Source organism: Microbacterium sediminicola, assembly GCF_039531125.1.
Taxonomy (GTDB): domain Bacteria; phylum Actinomycetota; class Actinomycetes; order Actinomycetales; family Microbacteriaceae; genus Microbacterium; species Microbacterium sediminicola.
The window spans coordinates 192,620-219,001 of record NZ_BAAAPL010000002.1; the positions used below are offsets into that span (position 1 = coordinate 192,620).

Sequence of the window (26,382 nt, forward strand, 5' to 3'; positions counted from 1 at the left end):
CTCAGGCCTTCCGCGACTCGAGGGCGGCGATCAGCTGCGGCACGACCGTGAACAGGTCACCCACCACACCGAAATCGGCGATCGAGAAGATCGGTGCATCGGCATCCTTGTTGATCGCGACGATCGTCTTCGCCGTCTGCATGCCGGCACGGTGCTGGATCGCACCGGAGATACCGAGAGCGACATACAGCTGCGGCGACACCGACACACCGGTCTGCCCCACCTGCGCGGTCTGGGCGATATAGCCGGCATCCACTGCGGCCCGGGACGCTCCGACCGCGGCTCCCAACGCGTCGGCGAGCCGCTCGACCAGCTCGAACTTCTCCTCGGACCCGAGTCCGCGACCACCCGAGACGACCTTCGCAGCCCCGCGCAGTTCCGGGCGCGCGGAGGCGACCGTCACCTCGGTCACCTCACCGATCGTGGCTGCCTTCCGTCCGGATGCCGGCACCTCGAGCGCCTCTGTCACGAGCGGCTGCGCGGTCGCGCGCGCGTCGATCGCGCCCTGGCGGATCGTGATGACCGGGGCGCCGAAGGTCGATGAGGCGGTGACGTTGTAGGCACCGCCGTACACCGAGTGGTGCGCGAGCACGCCGAGGTCATCGCGCTCCACGCCGACGGCGTCCACGCACAGCGCGGAGCGGGTGCGTGCCGCGAAACGCGCCGCGCTCTCTCGCCCCTCGACCGAGTGCGCCAGAAGCACGGCGTCCGGCTGCACAAGTGCTGCCGCGGCCGCCAGCGTGTCGGCTGCGGGCACGCCGAGCGACGTCCCGAAGCCCGCAGGGTCGGCGGTCAGGATGACGGCGGCGCCCAGCTCCGCGGCCTGCGGCGCAAGGGCCTCGGCGGACGGACCCACCAGGAGCGCCACGGGAGTCCCCACCGAGGCGGCAGCGCCCAGCAGACCTGCGGAGCTGGAAGCGAGCGCACCACCCGGGGTGATGTCGAGGAGGACGAGGATCGAATCTGCGGCGAAATCGGTCATGGCATCCCCTACGCGAGACGGTTCTGGATGAGGAAGTCGGCAAGCTGGGTCCCGGCATCGCCCTCATCGACGATCTTCACCCCGGCAGCACGTGGCGGCTTCTCCGCGATCGCGGTCATGATGGCGCGGGACGCGGTGGGGTCCTCGGCCACGACGCCGAGATCGGCGAGCGAGAGCACCTCCAGCGGCTTCTTCTTCGCCGCCATCACACCTTTGAAGTTCGGGAAGCGGGCATCCGGCAGTGCCTCGGTGATCGAGATCACCGCGGGAAGGTCTGCCGACACCGTCATCGTGCCGCCGTCGATCGACCGCTCACCCGACACGGAGCCCTCAGCGAGATCCACGGAGTTCAGCTGGGACATACCCGGGACATCCAGCAGCTCCGCCAGCATCGACGACATCACCCCACCCGAACCGTCGGTGGACTGGTTGCCCGCGATCACCAGGTCGAACCCGGTCCGGCTGATCGCCGCCGCCAGCACTTCGGCCGTGAGGCCGAGGTCCGCACCGACCAGCGCGTCATCGACGACATGCACCGCTGAGGCTGCACCCATCGCGAGGGCCTTCCGCACCGAGGACGTCGCCGCCTCGCGTGACATCGACACGGCGACCACCTCGGTGCCCGGGTTCTTGTCGGCATACGAGAGCGCGACCTCCATCGCACGCTCGCCGATCTCATCGATCACGGCATCCCCCGCCTCGCGGTCGGCAAGACCGGTCTCAAGATTCAGCACGCGGTCCCCGTAGGTGTCGGGGACCTCTTTGACCAGGACGATGATCTTCATCGAATGTCGCTCTTTCGTCGCATTTCAGGTGGGACAGGCTCAACGGCCCATGAAGTGGGGGCTGCGCTTCTCTCGGAAGGCCGCCATCCCCTCTTTCTGGTCATCCAGGGCGAACAGCGAGGCGAAGGTACGGCTCTCGAACCGCAGTCCCTCCGCCAGCCCGGACTCCAGTGCCGCCTGGAGCGCATCCTTGGCGGCGTAGGCAACCGGCAGGGATTTGGATGCGATGGTCTCGGCGGTCTTCAGCGCCTCATCGGCGAGGTCTGAGACCGGGACGATCCGCGAGACGAGGCCTGCACGCTCCGCTTCGTCTGCGTCCATCATGCGTCCGGTGAGGATGAGTTCCGCGGCCTTGTACGTGCCGACCGCGCGCGTGAGTCGCTGTGTGCCGCCCAGTCCCGGGATGACGCCGAGATTGATCTCCGGCTGACCGAACTTCGCGTTGTCGGCGGCGAGGATGACATCGCACATCATCGCGAGTTCGCACCCACCGCCGAGCGCGTAGCCCGAGACGGCTGCCACCAACGGCGTGCGTGCGCGGGCGACGGCGGCGAAACCCGCGAAGGGATTGGCGACCGTCATGTCCCGTACGGACTTGTCGGCCATCTCCTTGATGTCCGCCCCCGCAGCGAACGCCCGCTCGGAGCCGATGAGGACGATGCAGCCGATCTCCTCATCCGCGTCGAACGCTGCGACGGCATCACCGAGCTCGGTGGCGAGGGTGGAGTTCAGCGCGTTGAGCGCATCCGGACGATTCAGGGTGATCCAGCCGACCCGTCCTCGGGTCTCGACCAGAATCGTGCTGTATTCGGTCATGCGTTCATCGTTCCATGTCGGCTGCCGGCGATCCTCATCGATTGTCGATCCTCTCCTGCGCGGCATCCAAGAGAGCGGGAACGCCTGTTTCGAGTGTCGGACCGAACGTATCGCCCGGGCGCTCGCCGCGCAGCCAGCGCGTGTAGAGCGCCTCACAGAACACCGCCGCCTTCCACAGCGCGAGCGCCTCGGCGTAACGCTCTCGCCTCACGGCGCACCTCGCGGGCCGAAGGCGCTGGCGACGGTCGGGGACCGTGCGATCCCACCCTGCTCCCGTCAGGCGACTCCGAGCACAGCCTCGACCAGTCCGGCAAGGCGACGCACGACCGATCGCGTCGGCATCACCAACGGCGCCTGGTCGGCGACGACGCTGAGACCGGCGTGCACGAGGACGGCCGCCTCCCGCTGACCGAGCTCGGGCCGCGCGCCTTGGAGAAGCGATACCCAGGCGGCGATGTGCGCCCGCTGCATCGCCCGCAGGCGTCGCTGCTGGTCGGGCGGCAGATTCGCGAGATCGGCGAAGTACACACGCATCAGCGGGAGGTTGCCGAAGGTGTGCGCGACGTAGGCGACACACAGCCGTTGCATGGCCTCCCGCGGCGACGCCGCACCGGTCCGCGCGTCGCGTGTGGCACGTTCCAACTCGAGGGCGGCACGCTCGCTGACCGCCAGCAACATCTCACCCTTCCCCTCGAAGTGGCGATACACGCCCGAGGGGGTGAGGTCGGCGGCCGCCGCGATGTCCTCGATCGTGGCGTCGTTGTAGCCGTGCACCGCGAACTGATCGATCGCGGCCTCCAGCAGAAGGTCACGCCGATGCGATGTGTCACGCACCACGGTCGGCAGCAGGGTGTCGTCGTCGTCGGGCGCGATGCTCGCATCCAGCGCCCGCCAGGCAGCACCGGCGAGCTGGGTGCGCAGGGTCCGCACGGCGACGGTCGTGCGATGCGCCGTGACCGAGGCGACGGCACTGAGGGCGCCCAGCACGACCGTGGATCGGTCTACCTCCGACAGCTCAGGGCGATAGATCGCGTGCGCGCGCTCGAACCGTCCCCGGAGGATGCGGAACTCCGCGGTCAGGCGATCACGGTCGTCACGTTCGAGATAGCGGCCCTCCCAGCGATAGATCCCGCCGGTGGCGCGCAGGTCGATGGTCGTCGCGATGACGACGTCCAAGAGGGACTCGAGCACCGCGCGCGCGTCTTCCGGCGTCTGCGGATCGTCGGCCACGTCGTCCGTCGCCTCGACGAGGCTGTGCGCCAGCGCGAAAACGGTCTGGGTGAACAGCGCGTACTTGTTCGGGAAGTGGCGGTAGAGAGCCGGTGCCGAGATGCCGACGGCTGTGGCGATGTCCTGCATGCTCACGCCGTGGTAGCCGCGCTCGGCGAAAGCGCTCGCCGCCGCCTCTTCGATGAGGCGCTTACGATCACGCGGGCGTCGACGCGGCGCGGGGTGTGAAGCTGTCGCGCTGGACATGGGGGCAACCTATCGCTCCGAATCGATGTGAGGAAACACTCACTTGGCCCGAACACCGCATGTGAACACGTGGAGGGCAGCTTCATCGCTGCCGGCGCGGGCCAGCTCATGCAGGAGGTTGCGCTCGTGATCATCGCCGCGGCAACCTGAGCGTGCCGCAGGCCCCAGTCGCCCACAGAACTGGTGTACGCACGAGCAAGCCCTACGGCCTGGTGGGGCCGGCGCGTACCGGCTTCGAGCCCCTGGTGCGCCGCCTCCCGCGCCGACGTCTGGCGATGCGTCAGTCGGCGGCCTCTTCGGCACGCTCGGCGACGTTGATCGCCGCCGTGTCGGCGACGTAGCCGTCGATGTGGCGCTCGGCGACGCCGTTGTAGGCCGACAGCGGACGGATGAGCGCGTTGGATGCCTGCTGCTCGAGGATGTGCGCGGTCCAGCCCGTCACGCGCGACGCCACGAACAGCGGCGTGAAGGTGAGGGTGTCAAAGCCCAGCAGGTTGTAGGCCGGGCCCGAGGGGTAGTCCAGGTTCGGGTAGATGCCCTTGCGCGCGACGAACTGCGCCTCGAGCGTGTCGTAGAGAGCGGCGACATCCGGCCGGTCGTAGTACTCGATGAGGGTGTCCAGCGCCGCCTTCATGGTCGGCACGCGCGAGTCGCCACGCTTGTAGACCCGGTGGCCGAATCCCATGATCTTGCGTTTCTCGGCAAGCGCCTGATCCAGCCACGGCACGACGTTCTCGGCGGTGCCGATCTCATCGAAGATGTGAAGCACCGCTTCGTTCGCACCGCCGTGCAGCGGCCCCTTGAGCGCACCGATGGCCCCGACGACAGCCGAGTACAGGTCACTGAGGGTCGAGGTGATGACACGGGCGGTGAAAGTGGAGGCGTTGAACGAGTGCTCGGCGTAAAGGATCATCGACCGGTTGAAGGCGTCGACGACGACATCCGGCGCCTCTTCCCCGAAGGTCATCCACAAGAAGTTGGCAGAGTATCCGAGATCCTCTCGCGGCGGCACGGCATCCAGCCCGCGGCGGCGCCGCTGCCCGTAGGCGACGATCGCGGGAAGCGCCGCGAACAGGCGGAGGCTCCGGGCCTTGTTCTGCTCGACGGTGCCGACCGCCTCGAGAACGGATGTCTCGCCCGCAAGGTCCAGCGAGCCGATGACGCTGACGGCCGTGCGCACCTCGTCCATTGGATGCCCATCGAGCGGTAGCTGATCGATGGCGGCCTTCACCTCGGGGGCGAGGGCGCGGTACCGGCGACCTTCGGCAGCCTGCGTCGCCGCCTGCTCGGGGGTCGGCAGCTCACCGTTCCACAAGAGGTATGCGACGGCCTCGAACGGCTGGGTCGCGGCCAGCTCCTGCACCGGATACCCGCGGTAGAGGAGGCTGTTCGTCTCGGGGTTGACCTTGCTGATGGCGGTCTGGTCGGCGACCACGCCCACCAGACCCTTCCGGATGTCGTCACTCATGTTCGCTCCTTTGCGGTGGTTGGTCAGCCGGCAGCACTCAGCGCTCGACGGTGAAGGTGTACACGTTCTGGTCGAAGCTGTTGTAGTCCTCGTAGTCGATCAGGTCGTAGAGGTCGGCGCGATGCTGCATGGCATCCAGCTGCGAGGCGAGGTTGCCCTCCCCGATCAGGGTGTCGAGCGCCCGCTCGGCGGCTCCCATGGCCATCCGCAGCAGCGACACCGGCCAGATCACGATGTTCATGCCGACGTCCCGCAGCTGGTCGACCGTGAACAGCTCGCTCTTGCCGAATTCAGTCATGTTGGCCAGCAGCGGCACGTCGATCGCCGCGCGCATCGCCTCGAATTCACCCAGGTCACGCATCGCCTCGGGGAAGATCGCGTCCGCCCCGGCATCCACCAGCGCCTTCGCGCGGTCGATCGCCGCGGGGAGACCCTCGACGGCGCGGATGTCGGTTCGGGCCATGATCAGGAAGTTCGGGTCACGGCGCCCCTCCGCCGCGGCGCGGATGCGTTTGACGGCGGTGTCAGCGTCGACGACCGACTTGCCGTCGAGGTGTCCGCAGCGCTTCGGGTTGATCTGGTCCTCGATGTGGGCGCCCGAGATCCCGGCATCTTCGAGCGACTGGATCGTGCGGGCCACGTTCATCGGCTCGCCGAACCCGGTGTCGGCATCGATCAGGGTCGGGAGGTTCGTCATCTGTGCGATCTGCGCGCCGCGGGATGCGACCTCGGTGGCCGTCGTGAGACCGATGTCGGGAAGACCGAGATCGGCCGAGAGGACGGCGCCGGAGATGTACACGCCCTCGAATCCCTTCCGCTCGATGAGGCGGGCAGAGAGCGGGTTGAACGCACCGGGGACGCGCAGCAGCTCCCCGGATGCGAGCCGCTCGCGGAAGACCCGACGCTTCTCGGCCGCCGACACCTGTGCGTAGAGCATCAGAACAGGCCCTTCGGGGCGGGGGCGGATGCCAGCACTCCGAAGGCGGCGACGATGTTCAGGCACCCCACCTCGGCGGCCGTGAGCTCGGGCAGACGCTGGACCAGCTCGAGGAAGCGCTCGATCTCCTCCGGCTCGAGGACGGGCTCGGCCAGCATCCGGAACTTGCGGATGTAGTCCTCGCGCGCGAAAGGACGGGCGCCGAGCGGATGCGCGTCGGCGACGGCGATCTCATCGACCACGGTCGAGCCGTCGGTCAGCGTGATCTCGACACGGCCGCCGAAGGCCTTCTCGTTCGGGTCCTCGGAGTGGTAGCGACGCGTCCACTCGGCATCCTCGGCCGTCGTGATCTTGTGCCACAGCTCGACGGTGTCGGGGCGTGCCGCGCGCGAAGGCAGGTACGAATCGACGTGGTGCCATGCGCCATCCTGCAAGGCGACGGCGAAGATGTACGGAATCGAGTGGTCGAGGGTCTCACGCGAGGCGTTCGGGTCGTACTTCTGCGGGTCGTTCGCCCCCGAGCCGATCACGTAGTGCGTGTGGTGGCTCGTGTGCAGCACGATGCTCTCGATGTTCGCGGGGTCGCGCAGCTCCGGCTTCTGGGTGCCGAGCTTGCGCGCCAGGTCGATCCAGGCCTGCGCCTGGTACTCGGCCGAGTGCTCCTTGGTGTACGAGTCGAGGATGCCGCGCTTGGCTTCGCCGGGAGAGGGGAGCGGCACATCGTACGCGCCCTTCTTGCCGTCCAGGAGCCAGGCGATCACACCGTCCTCACCCTCGTAGATGGGGCTCGGGGAGGTCTCTCCGCGCATCGCGCGGTCGACGGCCTCGACCGCCATCTTCCCCGCGAAGGCCGGGGCGTGCGCCTTCCAGGTCGAGATCTCGCCCTTGCGGGATTGCCGGGTCGCGGTCGTCGTGTGCAGGGCCTGCCCGATCGCCTGGTAGATCGTCTCGGTGGAGAGCCCGAGCATCGTGCCGATTCCGGCGGCGGCCGAGGGCCCGAGGTGGGCGACGTGGTCGATCTTGTGCTTGTGCAGCGAGATGGCGCGCACCAGGTCGATCTGGATCTCATATCCGGTGGCGAGGCCCCGCACGAGCGCGGCGCCATCTCGACCGGTGTGCTGGGCGACGGCGAGGATCGGCGGGATGTTGTCTCCGGGGTGCGAGTACTCGGCGGCAAGGAACGTGTCGTGGTAGTCGAGCTCACGCACCGCCACACCGTTCGCCCATGCCGCCCACTCCGGGCTCGTGCGACGCTCGTTCGGGCAGCCGAACACGGTCGCACCGTCGCCGCTGACGGAGACCGCGTGGTCGAGCGCCTGCTGACGCGCCGCGCTCACCGGCGTGCGGGTGAGGGATGCCGCAGCGACAGACGCATTGTCGATGATCCGGTTGATGATCATCTCGACGACCTCGGGCTCGACCTCGACGGGGTCGACGGCGACCTCGGCCAGGCGCCAGGCGAGCTGCTGCTCGCGGGGAAGGTCTTCGTCACTGCGGTGGACGCGCACGTGGTAGTCGGTGGTCATGCTGCTCCCGATTCGTGGATGGCCCCGTCGAGCGAGGCGAGGATGGTGGTCAGAGCGTTGTGCAGGTGCACATGGGTGGCGTGGGCGGCAAGGTCCGCGTCTCCCGCGGCGATCGCGCTCGCGATCAGGCGGTGTTCGCTGACGGATGCCGCCAGCCGAGTCGGGTTGTCTCGAGACAGCCGTCGCACCCGCACAAGGTGGGTGCGGACGGTGCGCAGCGCCGAGGCGAGGTAGGAATTGTCGATGACCGCGTCGAGCTCGACATCGAAACGGGCGATGAGGTCGTAGTACGCGGGGCGGCCCGCTCCGACGAGGGTGGTCTGGTCGAACTCCTCGGCCAACGCCGCGAACACCGCGCGCGGCGCGCGCACGGCCGCAAGGCGCGCAGCGGCGATCTCGAGCGCCTCACGGAACTCGAACAACTGGCGGATGTCGTCGGCATCGACATCGGTGACAACGGTGACGCGCGGCGACTGCTGGACCACCAGACCATCGGCGGCCAGCCGCGCCAGTGCCTCGCGAAGCGGAGTTCGGCTGACGCCCAGTCGCGCGGCCTGCTCGGTCTCGCCGAGAACGGTCCCCGGCGCGAGGGCACCGTTCTGGATGTCGGACAGCAGCGCTGCATATGCGCGATCGCTCGCTTTCACCGCAACCTCCTCAGCGCCGGTCGTGATCATTGTATACACAATGTCGATATGAGCGGCAAGAGAGTCCGATGTGACCCGTTTACGTATACCGAGCGGGGAGAGCGTGAACTGACTGCAGTCAAATATTGCAGATCGGCAAATGTTGCACTTCTTTCGCCCTGATCTGGCGAGGCAGAGGCTGATTCTTCACATAGCGTCGCCACATGATGTGTGCGCAGGGTGCTCCAGCCGCGCCGCGGCGAGCGGTCTTCTTCGTCTCGGACAGCACGGGGATCACCGCGGAGACGCTCGGCAGCGCCCTGCTGGCGAACTTCCCGGGAATGCGTTTCCAGAGGCAGACCGTCCCGTTCGTCGAGACCGTCGAGGGCGCTCGGCGTGTCGTGCGCGACATCCGTGCGGCCGCCGAAGCCGGCCAAGAGCCCATCGTCTTCACCACAGTGAAGACGCCGTCCGTGCAGGCGGAGTTCCTCGCCGCGCCCGGGACGACACTGGATCTGCTCAGCGGCCACCTCACCGAACTCGAGGAAGCCCTCGGCGTCACCGCCGACGAGCAGCTCGGCCAGTACCACGGCCTCGTCAATGCCGAACGCTACTTCTCCCGCATGCGCGCCGTCGAGTACGCGATCGAGCACGATGACGGCCAGAGCAAGCGCGCACTCGACATCGCGGACGCGATCATCGTGGCCCCCTCTCGCTGTGGCAAGACGCCCACGACGATGTATCTGGCCCTCCACCACGGGCTGCTCGTCGCCAACTACCCGCTCACCGACGACGATTTCCCCACCGACAGCCTCCCCCCGATGGTGGCTCCCTATGCGAGCCGCTGCTTCGGACTCACCACGACGCCGCTGCGCCTGAGCCAGGTGCGCCATGAGCGCCGCCCGAACTCGCAGTACGCGAGCCTCGCCCAATGCACGCTCGAGCTGCGCCGGGCCGAAGACCTGTTCCGGCGCACGCGCGTGCCGTTCGTCAACTCCGCCACGAAAAGCGTGGAGGAGATGTCCGCCGTCATCATGCAGACCATGAAGCTGCCCGGATGACACAACCGAAGGGCCCCACCATGTCCCACATCGCCTGGTTCGAAGAACTCGGAATGGATGACGTCCCGATCGTCGGCGGCAAGAATGCCTCCCTCGGCGAGATGGTCTCCCACCTCGCCGCCGCGGGAGTATCCGTCCCGCGAGGGTTTGCGACGACCGCGGACGCCTACCGCTTCTTCCTCGCGCACGACGGGCTGGAGCAGCGCATCGACGAGGCGGTGAGCGCGCTCGACCCCGAGGATGTCGGCGAGCTCGCGCGCGTCGGCTCCACGGTACGCGCCTGGATCGAGGCGCAGCCCTTTCCGCCGGCTCTCGAGGAGGCGATCCGCACGGCCTACGAGCGCCTGGTCGCCGCCGACGCCGACCCCGAGAACGTCAGCTGGGCGGTGCGCTCCAGCGCGACCGCGGAGGACCTTCCCGAGGCGTCCTTCGCCGGCCAGCAGGAGACGTTCCTCAACATCGCCGGGATCGAGAATGTCCTGCAGGCGGTGCGCTCGGTGTTCGCCTCCCTCTACAACGACCGCGCGATCGCCTACCGTGTGCACCACGGGTTCACCCACTCGGAGGTCGCGCTCTCGGCCGGAATCCAGCGCATGGTGCGCTCGGATGTCGGGGCGTCGGGCGTCATGTTCACGGTCGACACCGAGTCGGGCTTCGACGGCGCCGTGTTCGTGACGAGCTCGTACGGCCTGGGCGAAGCCGTCGTGCAGGGTGCGGTCAATCCCGACGAGTTCTACGTGTCCAAGCCCGCGCTGGCCGCGGGTCGCCCCGCTGTCCTCAAGCGCTCGGTCGGCGAGAAGGCCATCGCCATGCGCTACACCGGCGAGCGCACGGTGGGCGCGAGCACCGCCTTCGTGGATGTCGAGCGCGCCGACCGCGTGCGCTTCTCGATCACGGATACCGAGGTCGAAGAGCTCGCGCGCACCGCGATGCTCATCGAGGCGCACTACGGCCGCCCGATGGACATCGAGTGGGGCAAGGACGGCATCGACGGCAAGCTCTACATCCTGCAGGCCCGACCCGAGACCGTCGTCTCGCGCGCCGATGCCGGCATCATCCGCCGCTTCGTGCTGCATGAGAAGGGTGAGGTCATCGTCGCCGGCCGAGCGATCGGTCAGCGCATCGGCGCGGGGCCGGTGCGGGTGCTGCGGGATGTCTCGGAGATGGCCTCCTTCACGCCCGGCGACGTGCTCGTGGCCGACATGACGGACCCGGACTGGGAGCCGATCATGAAGCGCGCCAGCGCCATCGTCACCAACCGCGGTGGTCGCACGTGCCACGCCGCGATCATCGCGCGAGAGCTCGGCATCCCGGCGATCGTCGGCACCGGGGATGCCACGACGACCCTTGTCGACGGACAAGAGGTCACCGTCTCGTGCGCCGAGGGTGACACCGGATTCGTCTACCGCAACATCCTGAGCTTCGAAGAGGAGCAGACCCACCTGGACCGGATGCCAGAGCCGCCGGTCAAGATCATGATGAACGTCGGCACCCCCGACCAGGCGTTCTCGTTCTCACGTCTGCCGAACGCCGGTGTGGGGCTCGCGCGGTTGGAGTTCATCATCAACCGGCAGATCGGCATCCATCCGCGCGCTCTGCTCGAGTTCGACACGCTCCCCGCCGATCTCAAGGCCGACATCGCGACCCGTATCGCGGCGTACGAGTCGCCGCGGGACTACTTCGTCAAGCGCGTGATCGAGGGCGTCTCGATGATCGCCGCCGCCTTCGCGCCCGAACCGGTGATCGTGCGCCTCTCGGACTTCAAGTCCAATGAATACGCGAACCTCATCGGCGGCGAGCTGTACGAACCGCACGAGGAGAACCCGATGCTCGGCTACCGCGGTGCCTCGCGGTACATCTCCCCCGACTTCCGCGCCTGCTTCGAGATGGAGTGCGAGGCGATGCGCTTCGTCCGCGACGAGATGGGCCTGACCAACGTCAAACTCATGGTGCCGTTCGTGCGCACGGTCGGCGAGGGCCACGCGGTCGTCGAGCTGCTCGCCGAGAACGGGCTACGTCGGGGGGCGAACGGCCTCGAGGTGATCATGATGTGCGAGCTGCCGAGCAACGCCGTGCTGGCGGATGACTTCCTGGAGTTCTTCGACGGCTTCTCGATCGGGTCGAACGACATGACCCAGCTGACGCTGGGTCTGGACCGCGACAGCTCGCTGGTCTCGCAGACCTTCGACGAGCGGGATCCTGCCGTGCTGCACATGCTGTCACTGGCCATCGCGGCGTGCCGCACGGCCGACAAGTACGTCGGCATCTGCGGACAGGGGCCCTCGGATCACCCGGACCTGGCCGCATGGCTCGTGGCTCAGGGCATCGACTCGGTCTCCCTCAACCCCGACACGGTCGTGGAGACCTGGCTCTCGCTCTCCGAGAGTCACGGCGCCCGCTCGGCCTGACCCGCGCACGGCCGCCCTAGGCTGGCGGACGAGACGCGGCGGCAGACAGGGGCGGGAATGAGCGACGATCTTGTGGCGAACACGCCCGCCGGGGCGTTTCGCGGCGAACCCGACGACCACGACACGCGCGTGTGGCGCGGCATCCGATATGCCCTGCCGCCGACCGGAAACCTCAGATGGCGGGCGCCGCGGGCGGCGCCCGATGTCGACGGCGTCGTGGATGCCACGGCGTTCGGTGCCGTGGCGCCGCAACCGACGAACCCGGCCATCCAGCTCGGGCCGGATGCCGTCATGTCTGAGGATTGCCTGTTCCTGAACGTGTGGGCGCCCGAGGTCGCCCACGGATCGATGCCCGTGATGGTGTGGATCCACGGCGGCGCCTATACATTCGGCGCGAGCAGCCAACCGGTCTACAACGGGGCTTCCCTGGCCCGGCGCGGTGTCGTCGTCGTCACGATCAACTACCGCATCGGCTCGCTCGGCTTCCTGGATCTCACCGGCCTGTCCACCTCGACCGATCCCTTCGACGGCAACCTGGCCCTCCGCGATGTGCTGCTGGCCCTCGCCTGGGTGCAGCGCAACATCGGCGACTTCGGCGGCGACCCCGGGCAGGTGACCGTGTTCGGCGAATCCGCCGGCGCGGGCATGGTCACGACGCTGCTGGCGACCCCGAGCGCCGAGGGACTGTTCAGCCGCGCCATCGCCGAGTCCTCCCCCGTCTCCAGCGTCTACGACGCCGATCGCGCCGCGGGCGTGACCCGGGCGTTCCTTGAGATCGTCGGCGATCCGACGCCCGTCGCGCTGCGGAGCATGGAGCTCCAGACGGTGGTCGAGGCCGGCATCACGGTGTTCAACGACGTACCGACGCGCGCGCCGGGCACCATCGCGTTCGGGCCTGTGATCGACGGCGACCTCATCCCCGAGGCACCGCTCGCCGTGCTCGCCGACGGCCGCGGCCTGCGCATTCCGCTGCTGATCGGCACGAACAAGGACGAGGCATCACTGTTCCGACTCATGAAGTCGCCGCTCATGCCGATCCACGAAGACGACATCGACCAGATGTTGGAAGACCTCGGCCGCGAGCGTCCGGACCTGGATCTTCCCGCCAAGCAGCAGATCCTCTCGGCCTACGAGAGGGTCCGCCACCGCATGATCGGGATGGGGATCGCCCGCGACATCGGCTTCCGCATGCCGACGCTGTGGGCGGCGGAGGGGCACTCGCGACACACGCCGGTGTGGCTCTATCGCTTCGACCATGCACCGCTCATGCTGCGCTTGCTCGGCATCGGCGCCACACACGCGAGCGAACTCCCGTATGTCTGGGGAACCCTGGGCGTCCGGGAACACGACATCACCTTCCGATTGGGTGGGCGCAAGAGCGCGGACCGCCTCTCGGAGCGGATGCAGCAGCGCTGGGTCGCCTTCGCGAAGGGCGGCGCTCCCGATGCAGCCGGTGCGACATCCTGGCCCGCCTTCGACACCGACACCCGCGCCGCCCTGGTCATCGACGACACCGACACCGCGGTGAACGACCTCGATGCCGCGCTGCGCACGGGGTGGGGCGACAGCCCGCTGGCCTTCCCCTGACCCCGCGCCACAGACGCATCCACCCTCCCCCGAGACATCTCGCACAGCGGGCCCCGGCGATGACATCGGGCTGCGTGGCAGAGCGCGCTCAGCCGGTGACACGCGCTCTCGGAGAAGACTCCTCGGTCTTGGCAGGGTCGGTCTCGGCCACCGGCCCCAGAGCCGCGTCGATGGCCGTCATCACATCGGCATCCAGCACGACCCCAGAGGCCTTCACCGAGTCCTCCAGCTGCTCCGGTCGGGATGCCCCCACGAGGGCGGCGGCGACGTTGGGGTTCTGCAGCACCCACGCGATCGCCAGCTGCGGCATCGTGAGCCCCGCCTCGGCGGCGATGGGCTTCAGCTGCTGCACCGCTGCGAGCACGTCATCGTTCATGAAGCGCTGGATGAAGAACGCGCCGGCTTTCTCATCCGTGGCCCGCGAGCCCGCGGGCGCGGGCTGACCGGGCAGGTACTTGCCGGACAGCACCCCCTGCGCCATCGGCGACCAGACGATCTGCGAGATCCCGAGCTCCGCAGAGGTGGGCACGACCGCGCCCTCGATGACCCGCCACAGCGCGGAGTACTGCGGTTGGTTGGAGATCAGCTGGAACCCGAGCTCCGTGGCCAAGGCGTGGCCTGCCCGCAGCTGCTCCGCCGTCCACTCGCTCACGCCGATGTAGAGAGCTTTGCCCTGCCGCACGATGTCGGCGAAGGCCTGCATCGTCTCTTCCAGCGGCGTCTCGTAGTCATAGCGATGCGCCTGGTACAGATCGACGTAGTCGACGTCCAGGCGCTTCAGAGATCCGTGGATGCCGTCGAAGATGTGCTTGCGCGACAGCCCGGTGTCATTGGGTCCCTTGGGGCCGATGGGGAAGTACACCTTCGTGAAGATCTCCAGCCCCTCGCGGCGCTGCCCCTTGAGAGCCTGCGCGAGGACGACTTCGGCGGCGGTGTTGGCGTACACGTCCGCGGTGTCGAAGGTCGTGATGCCGAGGTCCAGCGCCTTGTGCACGGTGGCGACGGCGGCGTCGTTCTCGACCTGGGAGGCGTGCGTGATCCAGTTGCCGTAGGTGATCTCGGAGACTTTGAATCCACTGTTGCCGAGGTAGCGATAGGTGACCATGCCTCCACGCTAGCCGCGCGCGAGACGGGTCGGGCGGGTCTCAGACGGTCGCCGCGGCCTGTTCGTCATCGGATGTCGCAACCAGCTGTCCGCACGCGCCGTCGATCTCCTTGCCGCGGGTATCGCGCAGGGTGGTGGGAACGCCCGCGGCGTTCAGCCGGCGCACGAACTCGCTCTGCACCGAGGTCTCAGAGGACGTCCAGATCGACCCCGGCGTCGGGTTCAGTGGGATCGGGTTCACGTGCACCCAACCGCGGCCACGCGCGTTGAGCTTCTCGGCGAGCAGGTCCGCACGCCAGGCGTGGTCGTTCATGTCCTTGATCAGGGCGTATTCGATCGACACGCGCCGCCCGGTCTTGTCGAAGTAGGCACGCGCAGCGTCGAGGGCCTCGTCGACCTTCCAGCGCGAGTTGACCGGGATCAGCTCGTCGCGCAGCTCGTCATCGGGGGCATGCAGCGAGAGCGCGAAGGTCACCGGGACGTCTTCATCGGCGAGCTTGCGAATCGCAGGGACCAGCCCGACCGTCGAGACCGTGATCCCGCGGGCGCTCATGCCCATGCCGTGGTCCTTGTCGGTCATCACGCGGACGGCCTGCATGACCCTCGCGTAGTTGGCGAGCGGCTCCCCCATGCCCATGAAGACGATGTTCGAAACGCGCTCCGCGGAGTTGTCTCCGACGCGCTTGCCACCCAGTTCTCCCCGGGCGATGACCTGGTTCGCACGCACGACCTGGTCGATGATCTCGGCGGCCGACATGTTGCGCGTGAGGCCTGCCTGACCGGTCGCGCAGAACGGGCAGTTCATGCCGCAGCCGGCCTGGGAGGAGACGCACAGGGTGATCCGACCCGGGTACCGCATGAGGACCGACTCCACGAGGGCCCCGTCGTGCAGCTTCCAGAGGAACTTGATCGTGTCGCCCCGGTCGGTGTCGAGGCGCCGTACCTCTGTCAACAGCGGTGGCAGCAGGCCCGCCACGAGCTCTTCGCGACCCGCTGCCGGCAGATCCGTCATGTCGGCGGGATCGGTGGTCCAGTGGGTGAAGTAGTGCTTCTCGAGCTGCTTGGCGCGGAATCCCGGCAGTCCGAGTTCTTTCGCCTTGGCGACGCGCTCGGCGGGCGTCAGGTCGGCGAGGTGTGCCGGCGGCTTGCCGCGCTTGGGGCTGGCGAACTGCAGGAGGGGACGCCCCTCGGCGTCCTTCTTCTGCGTCCAGCCCTCTGTCTGCGGGCGCACCTGCGGTGCACCAGAGGCCGCGGGCGCTGTCTGCGGACGCACCTGAGGTGCACCAGAGGCCGCGGGCGCCGTCTGCGGGCGCACCTGCGGTGCACCAGAAGACGACGGAGGAAGCGCGGTGGCCATGCCTCCAGGGTAGGCGATGGCCCTAGGATGACGGGCATGAACGGCCCACCCGAAACGCCGCTCGGCGCGGGAGTCGTGCACAAGGTGCTCAACAACAACGTCGTCGTCAGCGAAGACGCCGCGGGCGCCGAGGTCGTGCTGATGGGGCGCGGACTCGGATTCCAGACGAAGCCCGGGGACCGGGTCGAGGTGAGCAAGATCGAGAAGACCTTCCTCCTGGAGGGCGATCCGGCCCAGGCCGAGGCCACCCTCGCGAATGCGCCGATCGAGCTCGCGATGGCCGTCGCCGCTGCGATCGGCGACGCGCAGAAGATGCTCGGGCGGGACCTCGGCAGGAGTCTGCCGATCGCGGTGATCGACCACGTGGGGTATGTCCTGGAACGCCTGGCGGGTGGCATCCGCATCCCCGCCGCGCCGCTTCCCGAACTCGGCGTCCTCTACCCGGACGAGTTCGCCGCCGCCGGGGCGATGGCCGCGCGACTGTCGAGGGACCTCGGCGAAGAACTGCCCGCGGAAGAGCAGATCTTCCTGACGATGCATCTGCTCAACGCCACCCGCGACGAGCCCAACGGCACCGCGTCGCTGCTGCTGCGTCGCCTGCAGCACATCGTCGGAACGGTCGAGCACTTCTACGGCATCACGTTGGATGTCTCGAGCCCCGACTACGCCCGTTTCATTCTGCACGTGAAGTTCCTGCTGCAGCGCCTGGTGAGCAAGACGATGCTCGAAAGCGGCGACACCTCGTTCTACGACTTCGCCCGCAACAGCTATCCCCGCGCCGCCGAGTGCGCCGATCGGGTGGCCGCCTACATCCAGGCCGCCACCGAGAGCGAGCTCACCGCCGAAGAACGGCTGTACATCATCGTCCACATCGAGCGGCTGACCAAGCGCGTCGGAGTGGGCTGAGCGCTCTCAGCGGATCGGATCGGGCGGGACCATCGTCCTTCTCTCGGATTCGTCCCCTGTGCTAACGTGACCGGCACGGGCCCAAAACCCGACCAGTCTTCGGATTGTTACTGCGCACGCAGGCAAAACCTGAGCTGATCAACGCTTCACCGCGTTGTTCGCAGCTCAGGTTTTTTTGTTGCCAGAAACAGGCCGAGGGAACAGAAAAACAGCATGGACGCCGCCCTGAAGCGGCGAAGGGAAGTGAATCCACGTGGATCACAAGAAAGTGGCTGAAGACGTCCTGAAGGGCGTCGGAGGCGAAAGCAACGTTGCGCACCTCACGAGCTGCATGACCCGTTTGCGGTTCACGCTGCGCGACGAGTCCCAGGCCGATACCGCCGCCGTGAAGAAGGTCCCCGGGGTCGTCACGGTGCAGCAGTCGGGCGGCCAATACCAGGTCGTCATCGGCGATGAGGTCGGAGAGGTGCTCACCGCCATCGGCAAGATCTCGAAGATCACCACCGCGACGGAGTCGGGAACCTCGGCAACCGATGAGCCCAAGGGCAACCTTTTCAACCGGTTCATCAAGATGATCTCGTCGATCTTCACGCCGATCCTGTGGGCCTTGGCCGGCACCGGTCTGCTCAAGGCCTTCCTCGCGGCAGCCGTGACCTTCGGATGGATCGACACGGCCACCTCGACCTACATGGTGCTCAACGCCCTCTCGGATGCGTTCATCAACTTCCTGCCGCTGGCGCTGGCGATCTCGGCGGCGCGTTACTTCAAGGCATCCGAGTTCACCTCCTTCGCCATTGCGGCCGCGATGCTCTACCCGACGATCACAGCGGCCGTCGGCGCCGAAGGACTGACGTTCTTCGGCATCCCGTTCGTCATGGTCAGCTACGTCTCGAGCGTCATCCCGATCATCGTGATCGTGTGGCTGCAGAGCCACGCGGAACGCTTCCTCTACGCGAAGCTCCACGCCTCGATCCGACGCTTCGTCACCCCGATGATCGTGATCCTGCTCGCCGTGCCGATCGTGTTCCTGGTGATCGGTCCGATCTCCGACCTCCTCGGCGGCTGGCTCGGCGGAGCGATCGGCTGGGTGTTCGAGGTCGTCCCGTGGCTCGGTGGCGCGATCATGGGCGGCCTCTGGCAGGTCTTCGTCATCTTCGGCCTGCACTGGGGCCTCGTCCCGGTCTTCCAGATCGAGTTCCAGACCACCGGCCAGATGCTGCTCATTGGCCCCGTGTTCGCCGCGGTCCTCGCGCAGGCCGCCGCCGTCGCCGGCGTGTGGGTGCGCGCCAAGAACAAGAACCTCAAGTCGCTGGCCGCCCCCGCCACCCTCTCCGGGTTCCTGGCCGGCATCACCGAGCCGGCGATCTACGGCGTCAACCTGCCGCTGAAGACCCCCTTCGCGTTCGGCATCGCCGGCGGTGCGATCGGTGGCGCGATCATCGCCATCGGTGGTGTGTTCTCGACCTCGTTCGTGGTTCCCGGTGGCCTCGCCCTCCCCGCCCTGTTCGGCAACGGCAACATGGCGCTGCTCGCCATCGGTCTCGCTGCGGCGATCCTGATCCCGTTCCTGCTCGTCATCCTCGTCGGCTTCACCGAGCCCAAGGAGGACGAGCCCGTTGTCGCCGAGGCGAAGGACACCGATGTGCGCAGCCCGCTCGCGGGAACCGTCGTTCCGCTGTCGGAGGTTCCCGACGCCACCTTCGCCGAGGGTCTGCTCGGTGACGGCGTGGCCATCCGGCCGACCGGCAACGTGGTCGTCGCCCCCTTCGACGGAGTCGTCGCCGCCGCATTCCCCACCGGTCACGCCGTGGGCCTTCGCGCCGCCGACGGCACCGAGGTGCTCATCCACCTCGGCATCAACACCGTCGAGCTCGGTGGGAAGGGCTTCTCGCTAAAGGTCGATCAGGGGCAGGCCGTCACGGCCGGCGAGGTCCTCGTCGAATTCGATGCCGCGGCCATCACCGCCGCGGGCTACGACACGATCACCCCGGTGATCGTCACCAACGGCGACGACCACGCGATCGTCGGCGAACGGGTCGCCGGCGCCGTGGACACCGGCGACCCGCTGTTCTTCGTCGTCGAGGTCATGCCCGCCGCCACCGCCTGAGGCGCGCGTCAGGCAACAGGGTGTGGATGTCGCCACCCGCGGCATCCACACCCCCGACCGACACCGAAGCAGCATCCGATCGAAACAAGAGAGAGAACCATGAGCACCACCGCCGACACGCCGTTCCCCGCGAGCTTCCTTTGGGGCGGCGCCACCGCCGCGAACCAGATCGAGGGCGCCTACAACGAGGGCGGCAAGGGTCTGTCCGTGCAGGACGTGATGCCCCAGGGCATCGTTGCTCCGCGCACCGCGGAGCCCACCCCCGACAACCTCAAGCTCGAGGCGATCGACTTCTACCACCGCTACGCCGAGGACATCGCCCTGTTCGCGGAGATGGGGTTCGGCGTCTACCGCTTCTCGATCGCCTGGAGCCGCATCTTCCCGAACGGTGATGACGCCGAACCCAACGAAGAGGGCCTCGCCTTCTATGACCGTGTGCTCGACGAGCTCGAGAGACACGGCATCGAGCCGCTGGTCACGATCTCGCACTACGAGACCCCGCTGGCCCTCGCCGAGCGCTTCGACGGCTGGAAGAGCCGCGAACTCATCGGGTTCTATGAGCGCTACGCCCGCACCCTGTTCGAGCGCTACGGAGCGCGAGTGAAGTACTGGCTGACCTTCAACGAGATCAACTCGCTGCTGCACGCCCCCTTCATGTCCGGCGGAATCAGCACCCCCAAGGAGGAGCTGACCGACCAGGAGCTCTACCAGGCGATGCACCACGAGCTCGTGGCATCCGCGCGGGCCACCCGCATCGCCCGCGAGGTCGCACCGAACGCGCAGATCGGGTGCATGGTGCTGTCGATGCCGGTCTACCCGCTGTCGCCGGCTCCGACCGACGCCGTCGCCGTCATGGACTTCGACCACTCGAACCTCGTCTACGGCGACGTGCACACGCGCGGCGAGTACCCTGGGTACTTCCTGCGGACCCTGCGCGAGAAGGGCATCGAACTCGACATCACTTCGGAGGACCGCGAGGACCTCACCAACACCGTCGATTTCGTCTCGTTCAGCTACTACATGTCGGTCGCGATGACCGCGGACCCCTCGAAGAAGGTCGAAGGCGAAGGCAACATCATGGGCGGCGTGCCGAACCCGACGCTCGAGGCATCCGAGTGGGGCTGGCAGATCGACCCCGTGGGCCTTCGCCTCGTCCTGAACCAGTTCTGGGACCGGTGGCAGAAGCCGCTGTTCGTCGTGGAGAACGGACTGGGCGCCAAGGACCAGCTCGTCGAGGTCGACGGCGTCACGACCGTCGAGGACGACTATCGCATCGCGTACCTCAACGACCACCTCGTGCAGGTCGGCGAGGCGATCGCGGACGGTGTGAACGTTCTCGGCTACACGAGCTGGGGCTGCATCGACATCGTCAGCGCCTCGACCGCACAGCTGAGCAAGCGGTACGGCTTCATCTACGTCGACCGCAACGACGACGGGACCGGTTCGCTCGCGCGCTACAAGAAGAAGTCCTTCGGCTGGTACGCGGAGGTCATCCGCACCAACGGTGCGGCCCTGACCCGCTGAGCCCGCTGCTGAGAGCCGCGTTCACCTGAACGGGCTACGTTCGTCTCCGGGGTGCCGCGCGCATCCCGGAGACGAACTGTTTGGAGTCACATGCGCCCCCGCATCGCCTTTCTCGACGTCGACGGCACGATCCTCGACCACGGCCGCACCGTGCAGTCATCCACGGTCGAGGCCGTCCGTGCCGCACGCGCGGCGGGTCACCTCGTGTACCTCAGCACGGGACGCTCGGCCGGTGACATCCACCCCGACGTCGCCGCGATCGGGTTCGACGGCGCGATCACCAACGGCGGGGCGTATGCGACCAGCGGCGATGATCTGGTGGTGTCGGATCCGATGCCGCGCGATGCCGTCGAGCGGCTGCAGGAGTGGTTCGCCGAGGCGGGCATCCCCTACTTCCTACAGACCAACGACGGCGTCTACGCCTCGGCCGAGGTGCGGGCGATGGTCGCCGACTTCGTCAGGCAGTGGCAGTCGCGCATCGCCCCCGACGAGCCGCAGACCGCTCCGCAGGGGCCTCCCCGCTTCCGGGATCTCGCGGACATCGACAGGGATGCCGTGGCCAAGGCCGTGTTCGTCAGCAACGATCGCGACGCGGTCGCCCGCGCGACCGACGCGCTCGGGGATCGCTTCCATGTCGTCCCCGGCAGCATGCCGCTTCCCGGCGGCACGAACGGCGAGATCGGCATCCGGGGAACGACCAAGGGCGCGGCGATCGAAACGCTCCTGGCCCACCTCGGCCGCTCTGCGGAGGACGCGATCGGCATCGGCGACAGCTGGAACGACGTCGAGATGTTCGAGGTGTGCGGGGTCGGCATCGCCATGGGCAACGCGGACGAGGAACTCAAGGCCCTCGCCGACGACGTCACCACGAGCGTCAGCGACCACGGTGTGGCCAACGCCTTCGCCACACACGGCCTGATCTGACTCAGTCCAGGAACACGTCCGGGAACAGCGCGGCGTCGGGGGTACCGGGAACGGCGGCGTAGCGGGCGAAGTCGGTGATCCCCGCGGCCTCGAGCACGTCCTCCACGATGAGCGTCTGCCCCGTGTACTCCCGCGCGGGCTTCGTGATCACCTCGTACGCGGCATCCGCGTAGATCTCGGGCGTGCGGCTGACGGCCATCATCCGGTCGCCGCCGAGGGAGTACTGCACCGCCGCGGTCGCGATCGTCGTGCGGGGCCACAGCGTGTTCGCGGCGATCCCCGCGCCGGCGAACTCGGATGCCATGCCGAGCGTCGCCATCGTCATGCCGTACTTGGCCATCGTGTACCCGGTGTGCGCGCCGAGCCAGCGCGGCGACAGGTTCAGCGGCGGCGACAACGACAGGATGTGCGGGTTGGTCGAGTGCGTGAGGTGCGGGATCGCCGCGCGCGACAGCATGAAGGTGCCCCGGACGTTGACCTCCTGCATGAGGTCATATTTCTTGGCCGACAGATCCACCGACCCCGACAGGTCGATGACGCTCGCGTTGTTGATCACGATGTCGATGCCACCGAAAGCTCCCTGGGTCTTCAGGACCGCCTCGGCGATGTCGTCGTCGTTGCGCACGTCGCCGACGATCGGGAGCGCATGTCCGCCCGCGGCCTCGATCGCGGCGGCCGCGGTGTGCACCGTCCCTTCGAGCTTGGGATGCGGCGAATCGGTCTTGGCCAGCAGCGCGATGTTCGCGCCGTCGGCGGCGGCGCGCAGCGCGATCGCGAGCCCGATTCCGCGGCTCCCGCCCGACATCAGCACCGTCTTTCCGGCGAGAGCCTTCTCGGTCATGAGTTGTCCTTCCCCTGCCGGGCGGCTGCCGCGGCGAATGCCTGGATGCGCACCTGCGCCTCGTCTGTCGCGAATCGCTCCCCGATGCTGACGGCCTCATCATCGAGGTTCTGCGCGAACGAGCGCCCGATACCCGAGCGGACAAGCCGCTTCGCCTGGCCGAACGCCGTCGTGGCGCCCGCGTGCCAGAACGTCGCGACCTCGCGTGCCCGGGCGGCGACCTCGGCCTTCGGCACGATCTCGTTGACCAGGCCCCAGTCCGCGGCCTCCGCGGCATCCAGGCTGCGGTCCTGCAGCAGCATCGTCATCGCGCGGCGCTGCCCGATGGCAGCGGGAAGCAGAGTGGAGACGCCCAGGTCGGGGGTGAGGCCGATATTGGCGTACTTGCTCACGAAGCGCGCGCTGTCGGCGGCCACGATGTAGTCGGCGCACAGCATGAGCCCGAGCCCGCCGCCGGCGACAGCTCCCTGGACGGCGGCGACGATCGGCACCGAAGAGTGCACGAAACTCAGAATGCCCTCGTTGATGACTCTTGCCATCCCGGTGATCGCTTCGGCTCCTGCCTCGGCCTGCGCCGACATCGCCACGACGTCGCCTCCCGCGCAGAACGCCGGGCCCGCGGCATCCAGCAGGATCGCCGTGACCGCAGGGTCGGAGGTCGTCACGGCCGCGACGTCGCGCCACCGTGCACCCATCTCGAAGTCCACCGCGTTCAACCGCGCAGGGCGATTGAGGGTGATGTGTGCAAGACCGTTCTCGATCTCGAGCAGGATCGAATCGCTCATATGTCCTCCGCGACAGCGCCTCTGCGACGGGGCCTATGCGAGGAGTCGGCGTGAGGGCTCCTCGTCGATGCCCGTCGTCACTCTACCCGCGAGACGGCGTCTCGCACGACACGGGACCGCGTCGCACGATCCGCCTCACTTCCCCGCCCTCTGCGCACCCACCGGGATAGTCTGACCCCATGAGCGCGAGACGACGTCGCGGCTACTCCATCGGAGTCGCACTTGACTGGTTCTTCTTCGTGTTCGCGGGCCTTGCCGCCCTCTGGCTGGCCTACCTGAGCCTGACGGAGTCGTTTCGCACGGGGTGGTGGGGCATCCTCATCGCCATCGGCTTCTGGGTGCTGCTGGCCTACCTCGTACTCCCCCGCATCCACCGCATCCTCACGACGATCTACGTCCCGGACTATTTCATCGGCCGCACCCGCACCAGCGACGGCCTGCTCGGCGACCCCGTCAACCTGGCGCTGATGGGCACCGCCGCTCAGATCCACACCGCGATGCGCGCCGCGGGCTGGACCCCCGCCGACCCCGTGACGCTCGCGTCGTCCGTGCGCATCGTGACATCGACCATTACCCGCCGCAGCTACGACGAGGCCCCGGTCAGTCCGCTGTTCCTCTTCGGCCGTCAGCAGGACTTCGCCTACCAGCAGGAGGTCGCCGGCAATCCTGCCCAACGCCACCACGTCAGGTTTTGGAGGTGCCCCGACGACTGGCCCCTGCCGGGCGGTCGTCGCGTCGATTGGCTCGCGGCCGGCACCTTCGACACGAGCGTGGGGCTGTCGCTGTTCACGCTGCAGGTCACCCACCGCATCGATGCCGACACCGATGTCGAGCGCGACCACATCGTGCAGACCCTCACCGGCGCGGACACCGCGATCACGGTCGAGATCCTGAAGGACTTCGCGACCAGTTACCACGCGCGCAACGGCGGTGGGGATTCGATCCGCACCGACGGCGACCTGCCGATCATCGATGTGCGTCAGGTCGCGACCACCGCGGCCGAGGGAACGGCGGTGACGCGATGACCCCGCAGTCCAGCCCGCACAAGCGCGCCGCATACGAGCCGCCCGTCTCCCTCCTGCGCCCGGTCGCGCACGATCCGGACATGCCGCGACCCGTGTCGATCATGGCCGGAACCCTCATCATCCTCCTGCGGGTTCTTGCGGGCACGGCCCTCATCGCCGCCGTGTGGCTGGACTGGCCCGATCTCATCGACGAGTTCGAAGACACGATCGGCTCATCGCTCTCTGCTGCGGACGAACAGATCGCGCTGTGGACCTACATCACCCTGATCGTGGTGGCGCTGCTCATCCAGCTGACGGTCGTCTATGCGGTCTGGCGGGGGCACAACTGGGCGCGCGTGCTCATCATGGCGCTCGCCGTCGTGTCGATCTCCGTCGCATTCGTGACGTGGTTCCTGCGCGAGCAGGAGATCACCCTGCAGACGACCCTGTTCGCGATCGGCCTCGACGTGCTGACTCTGCTGGCCCTCTCCAGTCGGAGCGCAGCCGCGTACTCCCGGCGCAACGACCGACCCTGACATGGACGCGCCGCATCACCGCGGCGCCATCCGGATCGCGCCATCCAGTCGGATCGTCTCGCCGTTGAGGTAGCCGTTGCCGACGATCGACAGCACGAGCTCGGCGTACTCCTCGGGGCGACCCAGTCGCGAGGGGTACGGCACCTGCGCCCCGAGAGAATCCTGCGCCTCTGGGGGCAGCGAGCGCAGCATCGGGGTCTCCATGATCCCGGGGGCGATCGTGCACACGCGGATGCCATAGCGCGCCAGCTCGCGCGCGATCGGAAGGGTCATCGCGTGGACGCCGCCCTTGCTCGCCGAGTAGGCCGGCTGGCCGATCTGCCCGTCGAAGGCGGCCACGCTGGCGGTATTGACGATCACCCCGCGGTCGCGGGACTCGCCGTCCGGCTCGGTGCGTGCCATGGCGGCACTGGCCTCAGAGATCACGGTGTACGTGCCGACGAGGTTGATCTTCACGATCTTCTCGAAGGCCGCGACGGGGTTGGGGTTGCCCTCCCGGTCCAGGACCTTTGCCGGCGGAGCGATACCCGCGCAGTTGACGACGACCCGCAACAGCCCGGATGCCGACGCCTGCGCCACCGCGGCGCGCACCTGCGCGGCATCGGTGACGTCGGCCGCGGCGAACGTACCGCCGAGGCGCTCGGCGACCTCGACTCCCGCCGAGCCCGGCAGGTCGACGATCGTGACCGTCGCTCCGCGCGCGGCCAGCGCCGTCGCGGTGGCCAGCCCCAGCCCACTCGCCCCACCCGTGACCAGGGCTGCAGCTCCCGATATGTTCATGCGCATTCTCCTTCGAACCACCTGTTCGGACAGCGTATCCGGTGGTGGTACTCACCCGGGGCCGAGGATGAAGTTCCACGTTCCGAGCAGACTCGCGGATGCCACGGCGACGGCCGCCACGGCGGCTCCGAGCGCCACGAACAGCCACTCGGCCACACCGAAGCGCGACTCGCGCGCCCAGCTGCGCGGACCGGGCGCTCCGAAGCCCCGCGCCTCCATCGCCACAGCGAGTTTGGTGCCGCGGCGGATGGAGAGCACCAGCAGAGCGAAGGCCATGCCGAGAAAGCGCCGGATGCGGCCCCGGTCGGCCACGCCGCGCGAGCGGCGCGCGAGCTCGAGCGCCCGCCAGTCGTCCATGAACAGGCCGACCATCCGCAGCCCGGCGAGCGCACCGAGCACGAAGCGGGCGGGAAGTCGCAGTACCTGCGCGAGACCGTCGGCAAGGTCCGTGGGGTCGACGGTGGCAAAGAGCACGACCGACGGCAGCGCGATGGCGAGCACGCGCAGCATCGTGGCCAGGGCAAGGGCAAGCGATCCCTCGCTGATGCGCACCACGAACCACTCGGCGTAGATCTGCCCGCTCGTCTCGCCGTACAGGGCGATCGTGAGGCCCGTGAGGGGCGCGAGCAGCCACACGATCCATGTGCGGCGCCAGAACGCACCCCAACCGAGGCCGGCGAAGGGAAACAGCGCCAATTCGAGCGCCAGCGCGACACCGGCGGACACCACATCCAGAGTCAGGATGAGCGGAACGGTGAGCACCACGATCGCAAGGAGCTTCGCGACCGCATTCAGGCGCGCCACGCGGGTCCCGAGCGCGGGGGGCGGCGGCGTCTGCATC

General features: G+C 68.1%; 24 protein-coding genes. 9 read left to right on the forward strand and 15 right to left on the reverse strand.

What is annotated here, in order from left to right; translation table 11 throughout:
• Window position 1 precedes the first annotated feature (1 nt).
• The 9 genes from ABD206_RS09390 to ABD206_RS09430 form a co-directional block, all read right to left on the reverse strand.
• Entirely contained in the window at window positions 2–982 is a 981-nt protein-coding gene (locus ABD206_RS09390; protein ID WP_344071832.1) for an electron transfer flavoprotein subunit alpha/FixB family protein, read from the reverse strand.
• A gap of 8 nt (window positions 983–990) precedes the next feature.
• The gene (locus ABD206_RS09395; RefSeq protein WP_344071834.1) at window positions 991–1,767 is read right to left on the reverse strand and encodes an electron transfer flavoprotein subunit beta/FixA family protein; all 777 of its coding nucleotides are present in this window, start codon (window positions 1,765–1,767) and stop codon (window positions 991–993) included.
• Between the two features lie 39 nt (window positions 1,768–1,806).
• On the reverse strand, window positions 1,807–2,583 hold the full coding sequence (locus ABD206_RS09400) for an enoyl-CoA hydratase-related protein (RefSeq protein ID WP_344071836.1): 777 nt from the start codon (window positions 2,581–2,583) through the stop codon (window positions 1,807–1,809).
• Window positions 2,584–2,617: 34 nt separating this feature from the next.
• The gene (locus tag ABD206_RS09405) at window positions 2,618–2,794 is read right to left on the reverse strand and encodes a hypothetical protein (protein WP_344071838.1); all 177 of its coding nucleotides are present in this window, start codon (window positions 2,792–2,794) and stop codon (window positions 2,618–2,620) included.
• Between the two features lie 65 nt (window positions 2,795–2,859).
• Complete coding sequence (locus ABD206_RS09410) at window positions 2,860–4,059, reverse strand: TetR/AcrR family transcriptional regulator (RefSeq protein WP_344071840.1); 1,200 nt, start codon at window positions 4,057–4,059, stop codon at window positions 2,860–2,862.
• Window positions 4,060–4,339: 280 nt separating this feature from the next.
• Entirely contained in the window at window positions 4,340–5,527 is a 1,188-nt protein-coding gene (locus ABD206_RS09415) for a bifunctional 2-methylcitrate synthase/citrate synthase (protein ID WP_344071842.1), read from the reverse strand.
• Between the two features lie 37 nt (window positions 5,528–5,564).
• A complete protein-coding gene (prpB, locus tag ABD206_RS09420; protein ID WP_344071844.1) occupies window positions 5,565–6,464 on the reverse strand; it encodes a methylisocitrate lyase in 900 nt (299 codons plus the stop codon).
• Window positions 6,464–7,990, reverse strand: coding sequence for an MmgE/PrpD family protein (locus ABD206_RS09425; RefSeq protein WP_344071846.1), 1,527 nt, complete (start codon window positions 7,988–7,990; stop codon window positions 6,464–6,466). Before ABD206_RS09425 ends, prpB begins: the two co-directional genes overlap by 1 nt.
• The gene (locus ABD206_RS09430) at window positions 7,987–8,637 is read right to left on the reverse strand and encodes a GntR family transcriptional regulator (RefSeq protein WP_344071848.1); all 651 of its coding nucleotides are present in this window, start codon (window positions 8,635–8,637) and stop codon (window positions 7,987–7,989) included. The genes ABD206_RS09425 and ABD206_RS09430 overlap by 4 nt, the downstream gene beginning before the upstream one ends.
• A 203-nt stretch (window positions 8,638–8,840) precedes the next feature.
• Here ABD206_RS09430 and ABD206_RS09435 point away from each other — a divergent pair, with 203 nt between their 5' ends.
• From ABD206_RS09435 to ABD206_RS09445, 3 genes are read left to right on the forward strand one after another with little or no spacing between them, the layout of a single operon-like run.
• A complete protein-coding gene (locus ABD206_RS09435) occupies window positions 8,841–9,677 on the forward strand; it encodes a pyruvate, water dikinase regulatory protein (RefSeq protein WP_344071850.1) in 837 nt (278 codons plus the stop codon).
• 20 nt (window positions 9,678–9,697) lie between these two features.
• Window positions 9,698–12,085 carry a phosphoenolpyruvate synthase gene (ppsA, locus tag ABD206_RS09440; RefSeq protein WP_344071852.1) on the forward strand — a complete coding sequence of 796 codons (2,388 nt, stop codon included), beginning with the start codon at window positions 9,698–9,700 and terminating at the stop codon, window positions 12,083–12,085.
• A 57-nt stretch (window positions 12,086–12,142) separates the two neighbouring features.
• Window positions 12,143–13,672, forward strand: coding sequence for a carboxylesterase/lipase family protein (locus tag ABD206_RS09445; RefSeq protein ID WP_344071854.1), 1,530 nt, complete (start codon window positions 12,143–12,145; stop codon window positions 13,670–13,672).
• A gap of 88 nt (window positions 13,673–13,760) precedes the next feature.
• Here the strand turns inward: ABD206_RS09445 and ABD206_RS09450 are convergent, their stop codons facing one another.
• Window positions 13,761–14,777: an aldo/keto reductase family protein gene (locus ABD206_RS09450; protein ID WP_344071855.1), complete on the reverse strand. Its 1,017-nt coding sequence runs from the start codon at window positions 14,775–14,777 to the stop codon at window positions 13,761–13,763.
• A 40-nt stretch (window positions 14,778–14,817) separates the two neighbouring features.
• Window positions 14,818–16,134, reverse strand: a complete 1,317-nt coding sequence (gene rlmN / locus ABD206_RS09455) for a dual-specificity RNA methyltransferase RlmN (RefSeq protein WP_344071856.1) — start codon at window positions 16,132–16,134, stop codon at window positions 14,818–14,820.
• Between the two features lie 36 nt (window positions 16,135–16,170).
• On the opposite strand from rlmN, the gene ABD206_RS09460 reads away from it, so the two are divergent.
• The 4 genes from ABD206_RS09460 (at window position 16,171) to ABD206_RS09475 (ending at window position 21,595) form a co-directional block, all read left to right on the forward strand.
• On the forward strand, window positions 16,171–17,040 hold the full coding sequence (locus ABD206_RS09460) for a PRD domain-containing protein (RefSeq protein ID WP_344071857.1): 870 nt from the start codon (window positions 16,171–16,173) through the stop codon (window positions 17,038–17,040).
• A 268-nt stretch (window positions 17,041–17,308) separates the two neighbouring features.
• Entirely contained in the window at window positions 17,309–19,147 is a 1,839-nt protein-coding gene (locus tag ABD206_RS09465; protein ID WP_344071859.1) for a beta-glucoside-specific PTS transporter subunit IIABC, read from the forward strand.
• Between the two features lie 99 nt (window positions 19,148–19,246).
• On the forward strand, window positions 19,247–20,671 hold the full coding sequence (locus ABD206_RS09470) for a glycoside hydrolase family 1 protein (protein WP_344071861.1): 1,425 nt from the start codon (window positions 19,247–19,249) through the stop codon (window positions 20,669–20,671).
• A gap of 90 nt (window positions 20,672–20,761) precedes the next feature.
• Window positions 20,762–21,595, forward strand: a complete 834-nt coding sequence (locus ABD206_RS09475; protein WP_344071863.1) for an HAD family hydrolase — start codon at window positions 20,762–20,764, stop codon at window positions 21,593–21,595.
• 1 nt (window position 21,596) lies between these two features.
• Here the strand turns inward: ABD206_RS09475 and ABD206_RS09480 are convergent, their stop codons facing one another.
• On the reverse strand, window positions 21,597–22,436 hold the full coding sequence (locus ABD206_RS09480; RefSeq protein WP_344071865.1) for an SDR family oxidoreductase: 840 nt from the start codon (window positions 22,434–22,436) through the stop codon (window positions 21,597–21,599).
• Window positions 22,433–23,221 carry an enoyl-CoA hydratase/isomerase family protein gene (locus tag ABD206_RS09485; protein ID WP_344071867.1) on the reverse strand — a complete coding sequence of 263 codons (789 nt, stop codon included), beginning with the start codon at window positions 23,219–23,221 and terminating at the stop codon, window positions 22,433–22,435. The genes ABD206_RS09480 and ABD206_RS09485 overlap by 4 nt, the downstream gene beginning before the upstream one ends.
• A gap of 179 nt (window positions 23,222–23,400) precedes the next feature.
• On the opposite strand from ABD206_RS09485, the gene ABD206_RS09490 reads away from it, so the two are divergent.
• Window positions 23,401–24,246 (forward strand): LssY C-terminal domain-containing protein, encoded by an 846-nt coding sequence (locus ABD206_RS09490; protein WP_344071870.1) that lies wholly within the window; start codon window positions 23,401–23,403, stop codon window positions 24,244–24,246.
• Complete coding sequence (locus ABD206_RS09495; protein ID WP_344071872.1) at window positions 24,243–24,761, forward strand: hypothetical protein; 519 nt, start codon at window positions 24,243–24,245, stop codon at window positions 24,759–24,761. Before ABD206_RS09490 ends, ABD206_RS09495 begins: the two co-directional genes overlap by 4 nt.
• Window positions 24,762–24,776: 15 nt before the next feature.
• On the opposite strand, the gene ABD206_RS09500 is transcribed toward ABD206_RS09495, so the two are convergent.
• The gene (locus tag ABD206_RS09500) at window positions 24,777–25,541 is read right to left on the reverse strand and encodes an SDR family NAD(P)-dependent oxidoreductase (RefSeq protein WP_344071876.1); all 765 of its coding nucleotides are present in this window, start codon (window positions 25,539–25,541) and stop codon (window positions 24,777–24,779) included.
• A 51-nt stretch (window positions 25,542–25,592) separates the two neighbouring features.
• A complete protein-coding gene (locus tag ABD206_RS09505) occupies window positions 25,593–26,381 on the reverse strand; it encodes an energy-coupling factor transporter transmembrane component T family protein (protein WP_344073526.1) in 789 nt (262 codons plus the stop codon).
• Window position 26,382: the final 1 nt, after the last annotated feature.